Origin of the sequence: Psychrobacter sp. AH5, from assembly GCF_040371085.1 — a bacterium.
Lineage (GTDB): Bacteria > Pseudomonadota > Gammaproteobacteria > Pseudomonadales > Moraxellaceae > Psychrobacter.
In genome coordinates this window covers 2,264,643-2,283,471 of record NZ_JAMBMT010000001.1, presented here as the reverse complement: position 1 = coordinate 2,283,471, position 18,829 = coordinate 2,264,643, and the positions used below count along the sequence as shown (strand labels likewise).

The 18,829-nt window shown below is 43.5% G+C and carries 17 protein-coding genes; 10 read left to right on the top strand and 7 right to left on the bottom strand.

Annotated features, from left to right (window positions below):
• Position 1: 1 nt before the first annotated feature.
• Positions 2-2,218 carry an NADP-dependent isocitrate dehydrogenase gene (locus tag M0N77_RS09670; RefSeq protein WP_353104981.1) on the bottom strand — a complete coding sequence of 739 codons (2,217 nt, stop codon included), beginning with the start codon at positions 2,216-2,218 and terminating at the stop codon, positions 2-4.
• A gap of 641 nt (positions 2,219-2,859) precedes the next feature.
• Here M0N77_RS09670 and M0N77_RS09665 point away from each other — a divergent pair.
• From M0N77_RS09665 to glyA, 3 genes are all read left to right on the top strand, one after another.
• Positions 2,860-4,194, top strand: a complete 1,335-nt coding sequence (locus tag M0N77_RS09665) for a GNAT family N-acetyltransferase (RefSeq protein ID WP_353104980.1) — start codon at positions 2,860-2,862, stop codon at positions 4,192-4,194.
• A gap of 60 nt (positions 4,195-4,254) precedes the next feature.
• Entirely contained in the window at positions 4,255-4,764 is a 510-nt protein-coding gene (locus M0N77_RS09660) for a chorismate lyase (RefSeq protein WP_353104979.1), read from the top strand.
• Between the two features lie 266 nt (positions 4,765-5,030).
• A complete protein-coding gene (gene glyA, locus M0N77_RS09655) occupies positions 5,031-6,287 on the top strand; it encodes a serine hydroxymethyltransferase (RefSeq protein ID WP_353104978.1) in 1,257 nt (418 codons plus the stop codon).
• 106 nt (positions 6,288-6,393) lie between these two features.
• Here glyA and leuE read toward each other — a convergent pair whose 3' ends face one another.
• The 6 genes from leuE to M0N77_RS09625 form a co-directional block, all read right to left on the bottom strand.
• Positions 6,394-7,050 carry a leucine efflux protein LeuE gene (leuE, locus tag M0N77_RS09650; RefSeq protein WP_353104977.1) on the bottom strand — a complete coding sequence of 219 codons (657 nt, stop codon included), beginning with the start codon at positions 7,048-7,050 and terminating at the stop codon, positions 6,394-6,396.
• A 95-nt stretch (positions 7,051-7,145) separates the two neighbouring features.
• Positions 7,146-8,420: a sodium/glutamate symporter gene (gene gltS, locus M0N77_RS09645; RefSeq protein ID WP_353104976.1), complete on the bottom strand. Its 1,275-nt coding sequence runs from the start codon at positions 8,418-8,420 to the stop codon at positions 7,146-7,148.
• 60 nt (positions 8,421-8,480) lie between these two features.
• A complete protein-coding gene (locus tag M0N77_RS09640; RefSeq protein ID WP_353104975.1) occupies positions 8,481-8,822 on the bottom strand; it encodes a barstar family protein in 342 nt (113 codons plus the stop codon).
• A 1-nt stretch (position 8,823) separates the two neighbouring features.
• A complete protein-coding gene (locus M0N77_RS09635) occupies positions 8,824-9,612 on the bottom strand; it encodes a ribonuclease domain-containing protein (protein WP_353104974.1) in 789 nt (262 codons plus the stop codon).
• Between the two features lie 172 nt (positions 9,613-9,784).
• A complete protein-coding gene (locus M0N77_RS09630; RefSeq protein WP_353104973.1) occupies positions 9,785-10,483 on the bottom strand; it encodes a zinc transporter in 699 nt (232 codons plus the stop codon).
• Positions 10,484-10,628: 145 nt separating this feature from the next.
• Positions 10,629-11,930 (bottom strand): glutamate-5-semialdehyde dehydrogenase, encoded by a 1,302-nt coding sequence (locus M0N77_RS09625; RefSeq protein ID WP_353104972.1) that lies wholly within the window; start codon positions 11,928-11,930, stop codon positions 10,629-10,631.
• A gap of 624 nt (positions 11,931-12,554) precedes the next feature.
• Between M0N77_RS09625 and M0N77_RS09620 the strand changes: the two genes are divergently transcribed.
• The 7 genes from M0N77_RS09620 to M0N77_RS09590 all read left to right on the top strand — a co-directional run bounded on the left by M0N77_RS09620 (position 12,555) and on the right by M0N77_RS09590 (position 18,827).
• Positions 12,555-12,995 carry a hypothetical protein gene (locus M0N77_RS09620; RefSeq protein ID WP_353104971.1) on the top strand — a complete coding sequence of 147 codons (441 nt, stop codon included), beginning with the start codon at positions 12,555-12,557 and terminating at the stop codon, positions 12,993-12,995.
• A gap of 116 nt (positions 12,996-13,111) precedes the next feature.
• Entirely contained in the window at positions 13,112-13,447 is a 336-nt protein-coding gene (locus M0N77_RS09615) for a hypothetical protein (protein WP_353104970.1), read from the top strand.
• A gap of 279 nt (positions 13,448-13,726) precedes the next feature.
• Positions 13,727-14,524 carry an ATP-binding cassette domain-containing protein gene (locus M0N77_RS09610; RefSeq protein WP_353104969.1) on the top strand — a complete coding sequence of 266 codons (798 nt, stop codon included), beginning with the start codon at positions 13,727-13,729 and terminating at the stop codon, positions 14,522-14,524.
• A 301-nt stretch (positions 14,525-14,825) separates the two neighbouring features.
• Positions 14,826-15,626, top strand: a complete 801-nt coding sequence (locus M0N77_RS09605; RefSeq protein WP_353104968.1) for a transporter substrate-binding domain-containing protein — start codon at positions 14,826-14,828, stop codon at positions 15,624-15,626.
• A gap of 29 nt (positions 15,627-15,655) precedes the next feature.
• Positions 15,656-16,615 (top strand): transporter substrate-binding domain-containing protein, encoded by a 960-nt coding sequence (locus M0N77_RS09600; protein ID WP_353104967.1) that lies wholly within the window; start codon positions 15,656-15,658, stop codon positions 16,613-16,615.
• Between the two features lie 180 nt (positions 16,616-16,795).
• Positions 16,796-17,686 (top strand): ABC transporter substrate-binding protein, encoded by an 891-nt coding sequence (locus M0N77_RS09595; protein ID WP_371834229.1) that lies wholly within the window; start codon positions 16,796-16,798, stop codon positions 17,684-17,686.
• A gap of 406 nt (positions 17,687-18,092) precedes the next feature.
• Positions 18,093-18,827, top strand: coding sequence for an ABC transporter permease (locus tag M0N77_RS09590; RefSeq protein WP_353104965.1), 735 nt, complete (start codon positions 18,093-18,095; stop codon positions 18,825-18,827).
• Positions 18,828-18,829: the final 2 nt, after the last annotated feature.

Here is an 18,829-nt window from a genome sequence, read left to right as displayed (position 1 = left end):
ACTAAAACGAAGCTAAAATCTCATTAAATAACTCACTTGGGCGCATTACCGCTGTCGCTAAAGTGTCATCAAGCAGATAATAACCACCAAGATCGACGGCATGACCTTGTACCTCATTCAACTGCTTGATGATAGTCTCTTCATTATCGGCCAGTTTTTTGGCTAGAGATGCAAATTTTTCTTTGAGCTCATTATCTTCAGTTTGCTCAGCCAACTGCTGGGCCCAGTACAGTGCCAAATAAAAATGGCTACCACGGTTATCAATCTCGCCAACTTTACGTGACGGTGATTTGTCCGTCATAAGCAGCTTTTCTGTGGCAGTATCTAGCGTATCTGAGAGTACTTGCGCTTTAGGGTTGTCTTCATGAATGGCGAGGTGCTCTAAAGATTCGGCTAAGGCCAAAAACTCGCCTAACGAGTCCCAGCGCAGATGATTTTCCTCAACCAATTGCTGCACGTGCTTTGGCGCAGAACCTCCAGCTCCAGTTTCAAACAGACCGCCACCATTCATCAGCGGTACGATAGAGAGCATTTTGGCACTAGTGCCTAATTCTAAAATTGGGAATAAGTCAGTGAGATAATCACGGAGCACGTTACCGGTGACTGAGATGGTATCCTTGCCCTCTTTTAGACGCTCTAAAGTAAAACGCGTGGCTTCACGGACGGGCATGATGCGGATATCTAAGTCCGTTGTATCATAGTCTTTTAGGTAGCGTTCAACCTTTTTGATCAAAGCGGCGTGATGCGGACGATTTTTGTCTAACCAAAAGATCGTTGGTACTTTGCTTGCGCGCGCCCGCGTGACGGCTAATTTGACCCAGTCTTGAATCGGTGCGTCTTTGACTTGATTCATCCGCCAGATATCATCTTTTTCTACTTGATGCTCGGTAAGAATATTATTATCGCTATCAAGCACTTGTACTTTACCTGCTGCTGGAATTAAAAAGGTTTTGTCATGCGAGCCATATTCTTCCGCTTTTTGTGCCATCAGCCCAACGTTAGGTACTGAGCCCATAGTCGCCGGATCAAACGCGCCGTGCTCTTTGGAGAATTTGATGGTTTCATCATAAACACAAGCATAGCTGCTATCAGGTATGATGGCCTTAGTATCGTGCAGCTCATTATCCGCGCCCCACATTTTACCTGAGCTACGAATCATCGCTGGCATGGAGGCATCAACGATGACATCGCTTGGCACGTGCAAGTTAGTGATACCTTTATCAGAATTGACCATCGCAAGGTCTGGATTGCTTTGATAGATGCGCTTAATATCCGCTTCAATCTCTTGACGCTTGTCATCTGGCAGCTCTTGCAATTTAGCAAGCAGATTACTAAAACCATTATTGACGTTGACGTCTAATTCCGCAAAAGTATCGCCATGCTTGTCAAACAGCTCTTTGAAAAACACTTTTACCGCTTCACCGAAGATAATAGGGTCAGAGACTTTCATCATCGTCGCTTTTAGATGTAGTGAAAATAACACATCTTGCGCTTTAGCATCGGCGACTTGCTCTTCTAAAAACTCAACCAAAGCCTTATGGCTTAAGATAGCGGCATCAATCACCTCACCTGCCAGTAGGGGCGCTGGCGCTTTTAATTCTGTCACCGTACCGTCATCAGCAGTATGCACAATGCGGTAATCGGTTGGCTGCTCAATAGTCACGGACTGCTCAGTATCGGCAAAATCGCCATGATCCATAGTAGCGACGTGAGACTTAGAGTCAGCGCTCCAAGCACCCATTGAGTGCGGATGACTGCGAGCATAAGCTTTGACCGCTTTTGGCGCACGGCGATCGGAATTGCCTTCCCGTAGAATAGGATTTACCGCACTGCCTTTGATTTTGTCATAACGTGTACGGATGTCTTTTTGCTCAGAAGTTTCTGGATGATCAGGATAATCGGGTAGGGCGTAGCCTTTATCTTGTAGCTCTTTAATAGCTGCTTTTAATTGGGGGATAGAAGCGCTGATATTGGGCAATTTAATGACGTTAGCGCCAGGGGTTTTGACCAGCTCACGTAGCTCTCTAAAGGCGCTAGGAATACGCTGCTCCTCATTGATAAAATCTGGAAATAGCGCAATGATGCGTCCAGCTAAAGAGATATCGGCGGTTTCGACATCGATGCCTGCGGTTTTGGCAAAGGTTTTTACGATAGGTAAAAAAGATATAGTAGCCAGCGCTGGGGCTTCGTCAGTCTTAGTATAGATAAGTTTTAACATTTTAGTATTTATTCCTTTAAGTGGTTGATAATAAAGCTCAAATTAAACAGTTATATAGGGCTTGAATAGCTTTAGCAGTAGCCTAGAATATTGAGGTACTAATAGGCATTGCTTTTAGACAAGCAGCTTTTAGATAAACGACTGGGTGGGTGGTCTCTTGGAGAATTATAATTCTGCTTAGAGCGTTTTAATAAGCTTACGTTAAGAGATGGTTTGACTATCGTACTGTAGCGGTTTGATAAATATTTGCGCTGTTAAAACAAGCTATTTAAAAGGGGGTGTAAACAGCTTAGGGTTGATGCTAGCTAGCATATCAAGCTGATAAACTATAAATTCATTGCGATGTCAATACAGCAAAATGAACTAGTCATAGTATGATTGCCAATATCTCATGTCTTTAAATTATATTACACTATTAATAGCCTTATTCTAACAGTCCTAAGCTTCAATAACATCCTTTCAATCGCAATAACCTTTGTTTTTGCGTTGTTTTTTTTATATCAATGAAAGCCTATTGAGCGCTTACAAGTCGCACTAGAGGGCTAAAAGTATGATCCGCTAAAAATTTGCAAATTGTGACAGCATTAAGAGCAAATTTTGGTAGTCTAATAAGTTCTTAATATACAAAAATAGTAGGTGTCATGAATTTGGAATATGCGCTAGTAGGCGATATGAGTTGGCAAAAGCAAGCGGCTTGGCAGACCCCCGACACGCCTTTTATGTCTTTTGCTTTTTGGCAAGCGCTGAGTGATACAGGAGCCATCGGCGAGGCAGCAGGGTGGTTGCCTATTTATATATTGGTGTACCGTAGCGAAGAGACAAATACAGATAAAGATAATATGCAGCCTGTGGCGGTAATGCCAGTCTTTGTCAAAGGCCATCATCAAGGCGAATTTGTCTTCGATTACTCTTGGGCACAGGCTTACGCGCATTATGGGCTGGATTATTATCCGCGTTTGGTTACTAGCGTGCCTTATACGCCCATTAGCGGTCAACGCCTGTGGTTAGCAGTAGGCGAGAGTTTGACGACTGAGATTATACAAACGGCTATCGCTGGCGTGGACGATATTGCTCAGCAAGTGGGTGCTTCTAGTTGGCACTGTTTATTCGCTGAGCCTAAGCTAGCAAAGATAGCAGCTTCATCTCCTCAAGAGATTGCCAAAGCTATTACTAATAATCATGCCGCTTTGATTAAGGATACTACCCAAAAAGCTATAAAGAATAAGCAGTCGCTACCGATACTTGAGCGCCAAGGCTGTCAGTTTTTGTGGCAAAATCACAAGCTAAGCGCAGACCGGCACTTAAACCCTAACCATAACTTCTTTACTGATTTTGAGGACTTTTTAGCGACGCTAAAAGCCAAAAAACGCAAGACTATTCGCGCTGAGCGCCGCAAAGTCGCTGAGCAAGATATTAGGTGTGAGCGTAAATGCGGCGAGCAGATTACCGATAGCGATTGGCAAGCTTTTTATCATTGTTATGTGATGACTTATGCGGTGCGCGGTCAGCAGCCTTATCTAACACTGAGCTTTTTTATGAAGCTGGCAAGGAGTATGCCAGAGCATCTGATGCTAGCCTTAGCTTACGATAATACGGGCGAGATTATCGCTAGCAGTTTATTCTTATACGATAATCCTGATAGTGAGCACTCAACGCTCTACGGTCGCTATTGGGGCGCGCTGGCGGATTATGATAGTTTGCACTTTGAGCTATGCTATTACCAGGGTATTGAGTTTGCTATTGAACAAGGTTTGCAGTATTTTGATCCAGGCACACAAGGCGAGCATAAGCTGGTTCGCGGTTTTATTCCGACGACGACGCATTCTTTGCACCGTATTTATGATGAGCGTTTTATTCCGGCGATTAGTGATTTTTGTCGTAAAGATCGTTTGCATATGGCGCAATATCGTGAGCAAGCGCATGAGGCGCTACCTTTTAATGCCGATAATATGCCAATTTTTGATAGTAGCAAGTGAGCATAGTTATTAGCCTGCTCTTTAGCTAACAATCCTAACGTTTTAAAGCCAATAACTATTATGCCAAGATGTTTTTCCTCTTCTTTATCTACCTCGTTATCGCCACCACCTAAGCTGTTACCTTGGCTTAATGCTGAGGGCTCACTGACCGCTATGTTAGAGACCAAGTCAGGTCAGCCATTACGAGTAGAGCGCTGCTTTGAAGGTTATCGGCTCCTGACATTAGCCCAAAAGCAGCAGTTAGCTCTTCCAAAGCAGCAGTACAATAGACCTGTGCTCGCTTGGGTACGCGAGGCACAGTTATATGGTGATAGCGAGCAGCCGTGGGTATGGGCACAAAGCATTTTTCCACTAACTAGCTTGCAGGGGTCTGCCAAACGATTACAGCAGCTCAAAGGCACACCCATCGGTTATGTGTTATTTAAGCGTCACCAGACTTTGCCCAATCAGCGCTTTATCTCATATACCGATAAAGGTTGGCAGCGGCAAACGCGTTATGACTGGTACGGTAGAGCGCTGCTCATTAGTGAGACTTTTTTGCCGGATTTTTTAGTTAGTAGGAACGAATAGTTTGGCAATGGTTTTTATTATAAAAATAGCTCATTTGCTAATCTTAAAGTAAGCTTTTACGCTCATAGAACTAGATTTCATGTTAAACTCAGGCTACAGCAAAACTTAAGCGGATGAAGACCCTAAAAATCATTGCTGAGTAGCTGCTAGACCCTAACTTTTCCTAACTGATTATTATTATTTTCAGGCTAGTTATTATTAGCTGACCCTATTATCTCGTTTCTAAAAACTCTCGTTTTACCAAACACCTTATATAGGACCTAACTATGTTTAAGAATATCTCTATAAAAGAATTTGATCCTGCCTTGGCAGAAGCGATGGAAGCTGAAAGCAAACGTCAAGAAAGCCATATCGAGCTTATCGCTTCAGAAAACTACTGCTCACAAGCGGTGATGGAAGCGCAGGGTTCAGATCTAACCAATAAATACGCCGAAGGTTATCCAGGCAAGCGCTATTATGGCGGCTGTGAACACGTCGATGTGGTTGAGCAATTGGCCATTGACCGCGCCAAAGAGCTATTTGGTGCCCAGTATGTCAACGTGCAGCCGCACTCAGGTAGTCAAGCCAACTCAGCGGTATTTTTGGCGTTATTAGAGGCTAATGATACGGTGCTAGGTATGAGCCTTGATGCCGGTGGTCACTTGACTCATGGCGCGCATATTAACTTCTCAGGTATCAACTACAATGCCGTACAGTATGGCTTAGTCGAAGAGACTGGCCTCATTGATTATGATGAAGTCGATTGCTTAGCCCGTGAGCACAAGCCAAAGATGATCATCGCCGGTTTTTCGGCCTACTCGCAAGTGGTCGATTGGCAGCGTTTCCGTGATATCGCTGATGAAGTGGGCGCTTATTTCCTAGTCGATATGGCACACATCGCAGGTCTTGCCGCTACTGGCGCGTATCCAAACCCAGTGCCTTTCGCGGATGTGGTCACTAGTACCACTCATAAAACCTTACGTGGCCCACGCTCAGGTATCATCATGTCACGTGATGATAAGCTTGCCAAAAAGCTAAATTCTGCTGTTTTCCCAGGCAACCAAGGCGGCCCGCTTATGCACGCTATCGCTGGTAAAGCGGTTTGCTTCAAAGAAGCGCTCGAAGATAATTTCAAAAACTATCAAGCACAAGTCGTGAAAAACGCCAAAGCGATGGCAGAAGTTATCATGGATCGCGGCTATGAGATCATCTCTGGCGGTACCGAAAACCATCTAATGCTTATAAGTCTGGTTAAGCAAGAAATGACTGGTAAAGAAGCGGATGCGTGGCTTGGCGATGCTTATATCACTGTCAATAAAAACGCCGTTCCTAACGATCCAAAATCGCCTTTCGTTACCTCTGGTATCCGTATCGGTACGCCAGCATTGACCACTCGCGGCTTTGATGAATCAGATGTCAAAGAAGTAGCAAATTGGATCTGTGATGTATTAGATAGTCGCGGCGATGAAAAAGTCATCAGTGACACTCGCGAAAAAGTCAAAGCAATCTGCGCCAAAAAGCCAGTTTATGAGAAAAATCAGTAACGCTTTTTAGCCGCTTTTAGATTTTTAAAAATTGAAACCGCTTAGCTTTTTGCTAGGCGGTTTTTTAATATAAATATGAAGATCTTTATAGACTGATGCTTTTGAGTCAGCTTAACTGCGCCAACCACAAATTAATGGCAAAGCCGATAAATAACAACCCAGTCAAGCTCATGCTAGCGATGATTAATCTAGGGGAGCGGCTAAATCTGTTTGATAAGTTTTTACCGGAGAATACCATTAGACTTTGATAACTAAGACTAATAATCTGCAAAATGACTGCGAGAATAAAAAAGGATAAAAAGGGATGCGGGTAAGTTGGCTCGACAAATTGCACAAAAAAAGATAAGAAGAATAATATCCCTTTAGGATTGGTCAGGCTCAGTAGTAAAGCCCGATAAAAAAAGTTTTGGCTAGCAGGCGGCGCTGAGACTTTAGGCGTAGCTTCAGTCAACAACGCTCTATGACGAAAGGTTTGCTGAGCGCCAAGCAATAGCTTTATACCCAAATACAGCAAATACAGCCCGCCAATAAGTTTGATGGCATTAAACACAATAGGGTAGAGCTTGAGTAAACTGCCTACGCCCAAAACGGTCACTAACATCAAAATACTATCGCCCACAAAAATACCTGCAACAGCGCGATAGCCTCTACGTACGCCGTGCGCCGCTGACACCGAGAGACAATATAAGCTGTTTGGTCCAGGCAATAAGATGATGATAATGGAGCCAATAATATAAGCGGTAAGATCGGTGATACCAAACATAAAAAGTCCTTTACCACTAGCCAATAAAAACCCCAATTATACAAAATATAATCGGGGTTATTCTAAATCTACGATATTTTATTGCTACTTATTCTCTACATAAACGGCAGCTGCGTAAATATCTGCAATATAGTAGCGTTGACGATATCGACAAAGAAAGCACCAACCATCGGCACGATTAAGAAGGCTTTTGGAGAGGCCAAATAGCGATCGGTTACCGCCTGCATGTTGGCAATAGCGGTCGGGGTTGCACCCATACCAAAGCCGCAATGTCCGGCGGAGAGGACCGCTGCATCATAGTCTTTGCCCATAATTCTGAAAGTCACAAAATAAACATAGATAACCATAAGTAGCGTTTGTACTAATAAAATAATCAGTACCGGACCTGCCAAATCTGTCAATTGCCAGAGCTTCAAAGATAATAGCGCCATAGCTAAAAATAGGCTCAACGAGGCGTTACCGATGACATCAATAGCGCGATCAAACATCTCAAAGTTAAAAACAATAGTTAACGAGTTACGAATGATAACCCCAGCCGCTAGTGCCCAAACAAAGGTAGGAAGCTGAAACCAAGTACCTTCGGCGACATTGGTCATAATATCTGCAAAAGCTAAAGCGGCGGCAAATAGGGCTAATGACTCGATAGTAGAGGAGGCGGTGATCAGGCGAATGTGATCGGGTTTCTCGAAAATCTCCTTATCGTTCATGATCGCATCTTCATCGTGCTTAGTGCTATATAACGACTGCGCGCCGGCGACTTTTTCGATATCAGTGGGGTTGGGATCAGCTAAAGTTGGGCTGATGCCTAGCCTATGAATGAGCTTACGGGCCACAGGTCCACCGATCAGACCACCTGCCACCAAGCCATAAGTCGCAACCGCGATACCGAGTGTTGTTGCACCAACCACGCCGTATTCTTCTTCTAATACCACGCCCCATGCGCCTGCTGTCCCGTGTCCACCGGTCAAAGCGATGGAGCCGGTGACCAATCCTAGTAGCGGATCAAGTCCTAAAGCGCTTGCCATAGCGACGCCGACGACATCTTGTAAGATAATAAATACCGAGACGACAATAGTAAAAATAAATAACGGCGAGCCGCCCGCTTTGAGCCGACCAAAATCAGCACTAAGGCCAATAGAGGCAAAAAACATCAGCATCGTCGCCGTTTGCAAGCCTTGATGAAAGTTAAAACTATAACCCCAAATCAAATTCAGCGCGTAGACTACAATAGCGGCAACCAAGCCGCCGACTACTGGCTCTGGAATATTAAAGTCCTCTAACACCTTTATTTTTTTGATTAAAAAACGTCCGAGTAGTAGCACGAACGTCGCTAATATCAACGTATAATAACCGTTTAAGGCAAGTTCCATAACGTCATCCTTTTATATAATATTTAGCTCAAATAAATCATAATTTCGACATTCATTAGTCTATTTAGCTTCCTGATTGGCTACCACAATCCATAGCTGCGGCTTACCAAAATCCCTATAGGCTTCTTCTATAATAGTCTTAAAAGTATTAAAGTCTTCGGGGTTAATACTTTTACTCTGCGTTAAATCCAAGCTTAAATAACATAAATCACTATCGGTTAAGCAGTCCCATAGCGCATCCCAGTTAGGAGCAAAATAATCTGGGAAATTACCTGCTTTAGCCAATCCTATTAATAAAGATTGTTTATCGATATTTTCAGTAGTACCAATGGCAATAGCTTGCTTAGGAATATCGCTCTCATTAATACGGTTTTTATTAACATAGTAAATAGCTTGGCTCATATCATTTTACCTGCAATTGGCTAAAACTATCGTAGTGGTCGATGGTCAGATAATAAACTTTGGGTGGGTTGCCACCTGTAACGATACGCCGTGCTCCTCTATCAGAGCGACCTGGCGTAGGCACGGTATATTCGCGGTAATAATCACTGGGCTGAGCTGGGAGTCTGCCCTCGCGATTATAAAAAGTGCTGCCATCTTTATGAGGATAAGGGTAGGGGCCACCTTGCTTAATCAGCGCAATAGTGTTGTCGATTTGCGCATCGCCAGTAATAGCCTTGACAGTCGTTTCATCTGTTAGGACTGAGGAGCTTTGCGTATGATTAAGCGCCGATAAGTTGTCGCCAAAAAAGCTTGACTGTATATCGCCAAAAAAATAAACCGCGGCAGCGATAAGAGCGACTAGGCTAAATAAAGTAGATAGCGAGCTTTTTTTATTTGAGTTCGCATGATAATTATTTTTATTACTACTTTTATTACGGCGCAGATTTTGACGGTTTAATTGATTATAGTGTTTGGTGCTTAGCGAAGCCTGAGTCGTTGCTGCCGATACTGATTTTGAGGCTGATACGGCGCTTTTTGGCAGCTCTAAACAGATAGAGCTGACCTCAGTTGCCCGTAATTGGTTTTTATCATTACGCTCGCTATTAAAATAAACGCCCTGTCCTATGCTAATCGGCGCTGATAGCTTAGTGTTACTGGCATGAAAAAATACATCCTCGATTTGATGATCGACATCGATGAAGCCGTAACCCTTATCCTCATTCCAGTATTTTATTTTGCCACTTTGCATCAGCAAGATATCCTTATCAAGAAGCTCTGCATTAAATAATAAAAAACGCCAGCGATTAGGCTGACGTTAGCTATGAATTATACTTTAAATAGCGCAAAAAATGGACAACTAAACCGCTATTTTAGCAAAAATTATAACAAATCGTGTTGTCTAGTAGCGACTACTGGCTTTGTTAGCCTCCCAATTGATCTAATCCTAAGGCCAAAACTAAGCCGATAGCGGTGCTAATACCCGCCCAATGACTGCCTTTTTTGAAAGCATCTGGAAACACTTCGGTGGCGAGTGAGGCAATGACGGCTCCGGCAGCAAAGCAGTCTATCAAGCTTATGATTGACTTAGACACATCGCGTAATAAAAAGTTGCCAGCGATAGCCGCGAGTGATAATAAAATAGCCGCGCCGATCCAGATCAGGATTATTTTTTTATGGCTAGAGCCGGACTCTTGCATTTGCTTAGCGCCGCCTGCCGCCTCTGGTAAGTTGGATAATAAAATGGAGCCGGCAAGCGCCGCAACTTGCATAACATTGCCACTGATCAAAGACACGCCTAGCGCTAAATTCTCAGGCACACCGTCCAAGGTGACCGCTGCCAGCAGGCCGCCGCCACTACTACTTTGCAGCTTTTCATCTATTAGATAATCTATGCTAGTAAATACCCCAGCGCCTAATAAAGTAAAAAAGGCAGTCGCTAATAGTCCGCTGTGACTGACCGCAGGTTGTAGCATTTGTAGCACCACAGACAGCATCAAAGCGCCACCCGCTATGGCTAATAGATTGCCTTGTAGACAATCTGGCAGCTTGCCATAAGTGCCCCAAAGTGCACCGACAATTAATGCGGCTGACACTATAATAATAACTAAAAAAACCATCATAGCTAACCTCTTGCGTTTCGATATAAATCATTATCTATAATCGTAGTAAAGGTAGCATTATTTAAAATTTTTTTTGTATAGCCATTATAAAAAACGCCAGCTATTAAGCTGACGTATCGTTTAAAAATTGTATAAATAAGCAAAGTTAAGCGCGGGTCTCGCCATGACCATAGACGATCCACTTTTGTGAGGTTAGACCCTCAAGGCCGACGGGGCCACGAGCATGGATCTTATCGGTTGAGATACCAATCTCAGCGCCAAGGCCGTACTCAAACCCATCAGCAAAGCGGCTAGAAGCGTTAATCATCACGCTCGCTGAGTCAACCTCACGGATGAAGCGCTGCGACTTACTATAATTATCGGTAATAATCACATCAGTATGGTGGCTACCATGAGTATTGATATGTTCAATCGCTGCGTCCAAATCATCAACGATCTTTATCGCTAAGATAGGCGCGAGGTACTCAGTATCCCAGTCCTCACTAGTCGCCGCTGATAAGTGACCATCAAGCTTAGCATTATCCTTTAAGATAGTTTGTGCTTGCTCATCAAGTCTTAGCTGCATAGCGTCGTCAGCGGCTACGATAGCTTCAGCGATTTTTGGCAGCATCTCATTTGCCACGTCTTTATTTACCAATAAGGTCTCCATAGTATTACAAGTACCGTAGCGATGAGTCTTGGCGTTGACGCTGACCTCTATTGCTATATCCGCTTTGGCATCACTATCGATATAGGTGTGACAATTACCATCTAAGTGCTTAATGACGGGCACTTTGGCATCTTCGCTAATACGAGCGATGAGGCCTTTACCGCCGCGCGGCACGATCACATCGACGTATTCGGTCATGGTGATCAGTTCGCCGACCGCGGCGCGATCAGTAGTCTCTAGCACCTGTACGCTATGCTCAGAGAGTCCGGCTTTATTTAGACCTTTATGGATACATTTAGCGATCGCTTGATTGGATTCAAAAGCTTCAGAGCCGCCGCGCAGGATAATAGCATTGCCGGATTTGAGCGCCAGTGAAGCGGCCTCCAAAGTCACATTAGGACGCGACTCATAAATCATACCGACGACGCCTAATGGCACACGCATTTTACCTAAATGAATACCAGAGGGACGAAAAGTCATATCAGTGACTTCACCAATAGGATCGGGCAGGGCAGCGACGTCTTTGAGGCCTTGTAGCATACCCTCAAATCTTGCGTCATTGAGCTCTAAACGATCGAGCAGCGCAGCCTCCAAGTCATTGCTATGCCCTTTATCCATATCTATCTTGTTCGCTTTTAGGATATCGGCTTTGGCATTGACTAGCTCGTCATGAATGCTCATTAGCGCAGCGTTTTTGTCGCCAGTATTAGCAGCAGCTAGAGCGCGAGAAGCGGCGCGAGCCTGCTGACCAACGGTTTGCATATAAGCTTTGACGTCTGTAGTGTTTGATTGAGTCATCAATTATTTTCCTTATAGTGATGGGTTTTATTTAGGGTCTGTTGAACATTTATAAATGAGCACTGCTGATAGCTAAAATGGTTCTAGTCTAAGTAAAAATCGCAGGTAATGCTTATTGTATTGGCTAGATTTTTATAACGAATAGAACAATTTTAGCATCAGCCTGCAAGGACAGGACTCTTTTTTGCCGATTCGTCATTAAAAAGATCCGCTTAGGATGCTAAACTAGATATTTTTAATCTAGAATCGCCTAAAAAATAGTCTCTGTCAGTGCCATGATCGAATGTTCAACAGACCCTAATGAGAGATAAAAAAGTGATTTTAGATTACCAAAAGTCTTATGCTATTTAAAATAGAGCAGATGAGCCTGATAGTAAAGGCAGATTTGTGAAAAGCTGAGGGTAATAGCTAGTATCTCGATAAGCTATGGATATAGCTTTATTATAAAGGGGTTACGTGTTTTTAACAGAACTAAGCTGTAACTAGCCAAGGAGTTATGACAAAGTAGCCCTTTATAATATCGCTACCATAAATTAATAAAACGATAACGATTTATTGTTATTTACGTTATTATTTATCAGCGTCAATCAAGTTATAAAACACATCATTAAGAGCCATAAAACTATGCAATTATCTTCTTATCAACTATCTCCTTATAAAAAACTTTTTTTAACCGCTTTAGCAGCTACCGTGCTTACCTTAAGTGCTTGTGATAAAAAAGACGATTCTACTATGGAAGGCTCAGTACATGAGTTTGATGCAGAAACGTCCGAAGAGGAAGCTGCCGCTGAGATAGCGGCAGAGAATGCGCCTATGATTAGCGATCGTGAGGACAATCCGGTACTACCTAGCAGTGATGAGCCTGAGAGTACAGGAGCGGTCATGGGCGATATGGCTCCTGCGGCAAAAGACACGACGGGCGGTGTCAGCAGCACGGTCAATAGTGAGGTGGTGCTAGATAATGAAGTCAAGCAGACGCCGACCTCTAGTAGTGTTGAGACTGCTGATATCACAAATAACAGTGACAACGATATGATAATAGAAGAAACTAACGAGACTTATTAAGTCTGATACTCTATGATTAGTAAAAGCACATTAAATACGGCCTAAGACGTCTTGTAGTTATTTGGCAAGGCTTAATAGAAGTTTTATAACAAACAACGACATTAAGTGAGAGGATTATGAAAAATACTACCCCAAAATTATGGTTACTAGCAGCACTCGCAGCTTCTGCTCTCTCGCTTAGCGCTTGCGCTGATAAAGAGAAGCCCCTTGATGAGCCTGAAGCTATGGACACCATAGACGATGCGCAAACTCCTGTAGAGCAAGAAGCAACAGGCGTTGATGACGTTGAGCAAGTCGCTGAGGGCGTTAATAGTGCTGATATCTCTGATGACCCCTTAGTCAATGATAGTGTAGCCATCGCTACTGCTGATGATGATGTTGCTATCGCCACGGCTGATGACTCTGAGGTGTTAGATGGCTCTGAGTCAGAAGAGCATATCTCGACTTATTAATTAGTCGATAAGCGCTACAGATAATACAGCGTGAGATTAGCTAAAGTGTTAAAATAAAGCTCAAATTTACGAAAGTAAATGGGGCTTTTTTTATGAGTATTAGGCAGTGAGTATACGCATTTGCCTTTTAACCGTATTATGAGCGACAATACGCTGCGTTTTTTTGTCCAACATCAATTTAGCGCATTTTTTAGATAATGGTTATTAAAGCCTGTAGGGCTGATAGCTAGTGTCCTCAATTGCAACTCTTATTCATAACAATCGGAAACCTGTTTAACCATGCTTGATATTGCCAAAAATCAACCTCGCCCTATCGCTTTAGATATCCAAGACCTGCATAAAAGCTATGGCTCGTTAGAGGTGCTAAAAGGGGTGTCGCTTACCGCTTATGATGGCGATGTCATCTCAATTTTAGGCTCGTCAGGCTCCGGCAAGTCAACCTTACTGCGCTGCATTAATCTATTAGAAAAGCCGACCAAAGGTCGTATTACTATCGGCGATGATGAGCTGCTGCTAAAAGCGAATAAGTCAGGCGAGATGCAAGCGGTCAATAATAAACAGCTTGAGAATTTGCGCGCGCGAGTGGGTTTTGTTTTTCAAAACTTCAATCTATGGCCGCATAAGACTATTTTGCAAAATATCATTGAAGGACCTACTCAAGTGCTAAAGATCAAAAAAGATCAAGCCATCAGTGATGCAGAGCAGCTATTAAAAAAGGTAGGTCTCTCTGATAAAAAAGATGCTTATCCGGCTAACCTCTCTGGCGGTCAACGTCAGCGTGTCGCCATTGCGCGCGCCTTGGCTATGCAGCCAAGGGTACTGCTGTTCGATGAGCCAACCTCTGCGCTTGATCCAGAGCTAGTCAATGAAGTGCTAGCGGTCATGCAGGACTTAGCAGAAGAGGGGCGTACTATGCTTATCGTCACCCATGAGATGCGTTTTGCCCGTGATGTTTCAAGCCAAGTGGTGTTCTTGCATCAAGGCATCGTTGAGGAGATGGGAACGCCTGAGCAGATTTTTGACAATCCAAACTCAGTTCGCGTTCGAGACTTTATGGACTCACATCGCCAGAACTGATATTGTCGGTATAAAATTCTAGCGGCTTTGTAAACAATTGGCTCTAAAAGCTGTTGCCTTTGTAAATTATTGGCTTCATAAATTGAATTATCCATTCGTTAATAATTTTGTTCCTAGCTAAATCATTGCAGATATATCATAACCGTTTATTACCGGATAATGACAGTCAATAGCTAAAACGTTTGTTTTTGATATTGTTGTCAGGTATTATCGATGGGTTTACAAGTCACTAATATTTATCACTATTACTACTCATTTGCTTGATGATTTGATAGGGATGTTAAATCAAAATAAGGAATATATGATGTCGAACTCTCGTCTCTTGTGGTCATCAATGACTATCACCGCCGCGCTAGCCCTAAGTGCTTGTAGCCAGCCAAGCGAAGAAACAGTTGATGCTAACGCTGATGCGCCTGCTGCCGATGTCGCTGGTAAAACCATTCGTATCGCCACCGAAGGTGCTTATCCTCCTTTTAACTATACCAATGCTGATGGTAGTTTGGGTGGTTATGATGTCGATGTTGCCAATGCATTATGCGAGCAGATGCAAGCCAACTGTGAGATTGTTGCGCAAGATTGGGACGGTATTATCCCAGGCCTCTTAGCACAAAAATATGATGCGGTCATAGCTGGTATGTCTATCACTGCTGAGCGTCAAGAAAAAGTCGACTTTACTGAGCCATATTTTGCCAATACGATGGTTTGGCTGACTGATACCAACGGTAGCTTTGATCCAAAAAACATCAGCAACCTAAATTTAGGTGGCCAGCGCTCAACCACTCCAGGCGCTTATCTGCAAGATAATTATGAAGGCGTTGATGGTAACACCGTCCAGCTTTATGATAATTATGACAATGCTTATTTAGATCTAAAATCTGGTCGTAGCGATGCGGTACTGGCCGAAAAAGTCTCTGCCAAAGCTTGGCTCAAAGACAATCCAGAAGGCTTTGGTATCGTGGGTGAAGAGATTGATAACGATGACAATATCGCTATTGCTGTACGTAAAGGCGATCCTCTAAAAGACGACTTTAATAAAGCGTTAAGCGAAATCCGTAGTAACGGAGAGCTGGCACGTCTTGAGCAGGCAAACTTTAATCAATAATCTGTTGGTCGATAAATGAGGAACACCAAATGACCCTATTAATGAATTCATCAGCTAAGTCGCCAACAGCTAGCAAAGCACTATGGCTAGCGCCGTTAAGCGCCGCTATGCTAATGCTAGCCGCTTGTAGTAGCCCATCAGCTCCAGAAGAGGGTAAAGTTGCAGAGGATGCGGCGGCCACTACCACACCAATGAATATAAAAATAGCTACCGAGTCTAGCTATAAGCCTTTTAGCTACACCGATGCTGATGGTAAGCTTATCGGTTATGAAGTCGAGCTAGTTGATGCTTTATGCGCGCAAATGCAGGCGGAATGTGAGCTGATATCGCAGGACTGGGATGGCCTTATTCCTGGCTTAAATGCCCAAAAGTTCGATGCGATTATCGCTGGTATGTCGATTACCCCTGAGCGTAAAGAAGTGGTTGAATTCACTGACCCCTACTTTCATACTGGTATTATTCTTATTGGTAAAAAAGGCGATAATATCACCGTTGACGACCTAAAAGGCCAGCCAGTAGCGTCACAGCGCTCAACGGTATCCTCGCAGTATTTGCAAGATGAGTATCCAGATGCTGATATCAAGCTTTATGATACGCAGGATAACGCTTATCTAGATCTAACCTCAGGTCGTGTACGCGCTATGATGTCTGATAAAGTCACTGGCATCGATTGGCTAAAAACTGAGGCTGGCAAAGATTATGAAGTCAAAGGAGCTGAGATCAGCACTGAAGAAGATGCGATGGGGATAGCTTTTCGTAAAGGCGATCCTTTAGTGGGTAAATTCAATGCAGCATTAGCTGAGCTAAAAGCCAATGGCACTTATGATCAGATCACTGGCAGTTACTTTGGTACCAGCTCAACCGCGGCGGCTAATAAAGCGGCTAAAGCCGATAGCGTCAAAGAAGTTATCGTTGTGGAAGGCGACAATGTCGATGTCGATGCAAATGCAACGATTGCCGCTGAAGAGCAACAAGAGACCGCTAACTAATCTATTAAATAGATGGCAAGTGCGTGGTATAACAGCTGTGTTGATACGAAGTTGATGATAATGGTGCTTTATACTTAATAGCAGTGTAGAGCGCCATTATTTTTATACGGCTCTCCTTTTATTCTATTTATCTCAAATTACTTATTATTCACATTATTTACTATGAGGAAGTCAAGGATGATGATAAATCACTCTACTGTTTTTGCTTCACGTTATTTTTTGCCCAAGGCGCTATTAGCAGCGGTAGCATTGGTAGCGGTAGCCGGTTGTAGTAATTCTCAAGATACTGAAACCGCTGCTACTGAACCTACTAGTAAGGCTACTACCGAGACGACTGATGAGGTACTGCGCATTGGTACCGAGGGCGCTTATGCTCCTTTTAACTATACCAATGCTGATGGCAGCCTCGGTGGTTTTGATATCGAGATAGCTAACGCTTTGTGCGCCGATATGCAAGTCACTTGTGAGATTATCGCGCAGGACTGGGATGGTATTATCCCCGGTCTTAAAGCGGGCAAATACGATGCTATTGTTGCTGCTATGTCGGTCACCCCAGAGCGCGCTGAACAAGTCAGCTTTACCGATCCCTATTTTAGTAATACTTTGGTGTTTTTAGCCAAAGAAGATAGCTCCTTTGATCCGAGTAATAGCGATGATATTAATTCAAAAAGCATTGCCGCTCAGCGCTCAACGATTTCCTCACAGTGGTTAGAAGAGGCTTATCCAAAAGCCAATATGCAGCTATATGATACTTTGAGTAACGCCTTTTTGGACTTAGGATCAGGCCGAGTAGAGGCAATGATCTCTGATAAGCTACCGGCTATCGAATGGCTGAGCTCTGCCTCTGGCAGTCAATATGTGCTAAAGGGCGAGGAGATTGATATCAATGATAATTTTGCTATTGCAGTACGCCCAGGCGATCCGCTACAAGCCAAAATCAATCAATCACTCGCTAATATAAAGGCTAACGGTACTTATAAGGCTATTAATCAAAAGTATTTTGCTATTCCGGCGGCTAGTAACAGCGATGACTCAGTAGAAACAACAGAAGCAGAAGTAGTGACTCAATAGTAAGCTCAGTCTAAGTTATCTAGCCAATTATTTATAATGATACAGTCCTAGCTTATTGTATTAAAGGATATCGCTCTCACAGCGCTATCCTTTTTTATTCTCCTTGATTGGCTATTTTGACTTAGCAGTTATTATCAGTAGCGCTTGAATGTTTAACAGACCCTAACATCGATCGTCTCAGTTATGATAAAATCAGCGCTTATTTCTATCTGACTAATAAATCAGTAAATTACTGGGTCAATCGGTAGTTATTTATTAGATACATCTAAAACGCTTCTCGCTATTATAGACCATAACTATTGCTGCATTTGAGCGCCATTGGCACAGCTTGGTGTCTTGAGCGCTAGGTTATGGACTGCTAATAACGCGCGGTTGCCGCCAACATAAAGAGACTGAGTGAATAATTGTGTTTGATTTACAAGGGTTTGGTGCCCTATTACTGAGCGGTGCTACCGTCACCATCAAGCTTGCCATCACCAGCCTCGCTATAGGTATGGTGCTAGGCTTGCTTGGGGCGACGGCGAAGCTGTCAAACGTTTGGATATTGCGTAAGCTCGCTACTATTTATACCGCCACCATGCGCGGTATCCCTGAGCTGCTGTTAGTGCTATTTATCTATTATGGCGGCTCCATCTTACTGATGAGCATTCTCAAAAAGTTTGGCTACACCGAATATGTAGAGATTAGTGCTTTTTGGGGCGGAGTGATGGCCTTATCTATCGCTTTTGGTGCTTACGCTACTGAGATATTCCGGATGTCGATTCAGGAGATTCCTGTCGGCCAAAAAGAAGCGGCGCAGGCGATAGGCATGCGTCCATTTCAGACTTTTTATCGAGTGACCTTGCCGCAAGTTTGGCAAATTGCCTTGCCAGGTTTAGGTAATCTATTTTTAGTATTGCTAAAAGATACCGCTCTTGTCTCCGTTGTCGGTCTAAAAGATATTATGTATCAGTCCTCACGTGCCGCCCAATCCACTCAGCAGCCTTTTACCTTTTATATGGCCGCCGCTATTATTTATTTAGGTCTCACTATGCTTATCACCGGCTTTATGATTTGGCTGGAGTGGCGCGCTAATCCAGCGGCCCGCTATGCCAAAAAAATCAGCCGTCAATCCACTCATCAACAATCAACCTTAGGGTAGAG

Excerpts from the sequence above, each read along its gene's own strand:
- M0N77_RS09660 (WP_353104979.1), top strand. The coding sequence starts at position 4,255 with ATGCCAAGATGTTTTTCCTCTTCTTTATCTACCTCGTTATCGCCACCA.
- gltS (WP_353104976.1), bottom strand. The coding sequence starts at position 8,420 with ATGGAACTTGCCTTAAACGGTTATTATACGTTGATATTAGCGACGTTC.
- M0N77_RS09665 (WP_353104980.1), top strand. The coding sequence starts at position 2,860 with ATGAATTTGGAATATGCGCTAGTAGGCGATATGAGTTGGCAAAAGCAA.
- M0N77_RS09615 (WP_353104970.1), top strand. The coding sequence starts at position 13,112 with ATGAAAAATACTACCCCAAAATTATGGTTACTAGCAGCACTCGCAGCT.
- M0N77_RS09630 (WP_353104973.1), bottom strand. The coding sequence starts at position 10,483 with ATGATGGTTTTTTTAGTTATTATTATAGTGTCAGCCGCATTAATTGTC.
- M0N77_RS09620 (WP_353104971.1), top strand. The coding sequence starts at position 12,555 with ATGCAATTATCTTCTTATCAACTATCTCCTTATAAAAAACTTTTTTTA.
- M0N77_RS09625 (WP_353104972.1), bottom strand. The coding sequence starts at position 11,930 with ATGACTCAATCAAACACTACAGACGTCAAAGCTTATATGCAAACCGTT.
- M0N77_RS09640 (WP_353104975.1), bottom strand. The coding sequence starts at position 8,822 with ATGAGCCAAGCTATTTACTATGTTAATAAAAACCGTATTAATGAGAGC.
- M0N77_RS09670 (WP_353104981.1), bottom strand. The coding sequence starts at position 2,218 with ATGTTAAAACTTATCTATACTAAGACTGACGAAGCCCCAGCGCTGGCT.
- M0N77_RS09635 (WP_353104974.1), bottom strand. The coding sequence starts at position 9,612 with ATGCAAAGTGGCAAAATAAAATACTGGAATGAGGATAAGGGTTACGGC.
- leuE (WP_353104977.1), bottom strand. The coding sequence starts at position 7,050 with ATGTTTGGTATCACCGATCTTACCGCTTATATTATTGGCTCCATTATC.
- M0N77_RS09600 (WP_353104967.1), top strand. The coding sequence starts at position 15,656 with ATGACCCTATTAATGAATTCATCAGCTAAGTCGCCAACAGCTAGCAAA.
- M0N77_RS09595 (WP_371834229.1), top strand. The coding sequence starts at position 16,796 with ATGATAAATCACTCTACTGTTTTTGCTTCACGTTATTTTTTGCCCAAG.
- M0N77_RS09610 (WP_353104969.1), top strand. The coding sequence starts at position 13,727 with ATGCTTGATATTGCCAAAAATCAACCTCGCCCTATCGCTTTAGATATC.
- glyA (WP_353104978.1), top strand. The coding sequence starts at position 5,031 with ATGTTTAAGAATATCTCTATAAAAGAATTTGATCCTGCCTTGGCAGAA.
- M0N77_RS09605 (WP_353104968.1), top strand. The coding sequence starts at position 14,826 with ATGATGTCGAACTCTCGTCTCTTGTGGTCATCAATGACTATCACCGCC.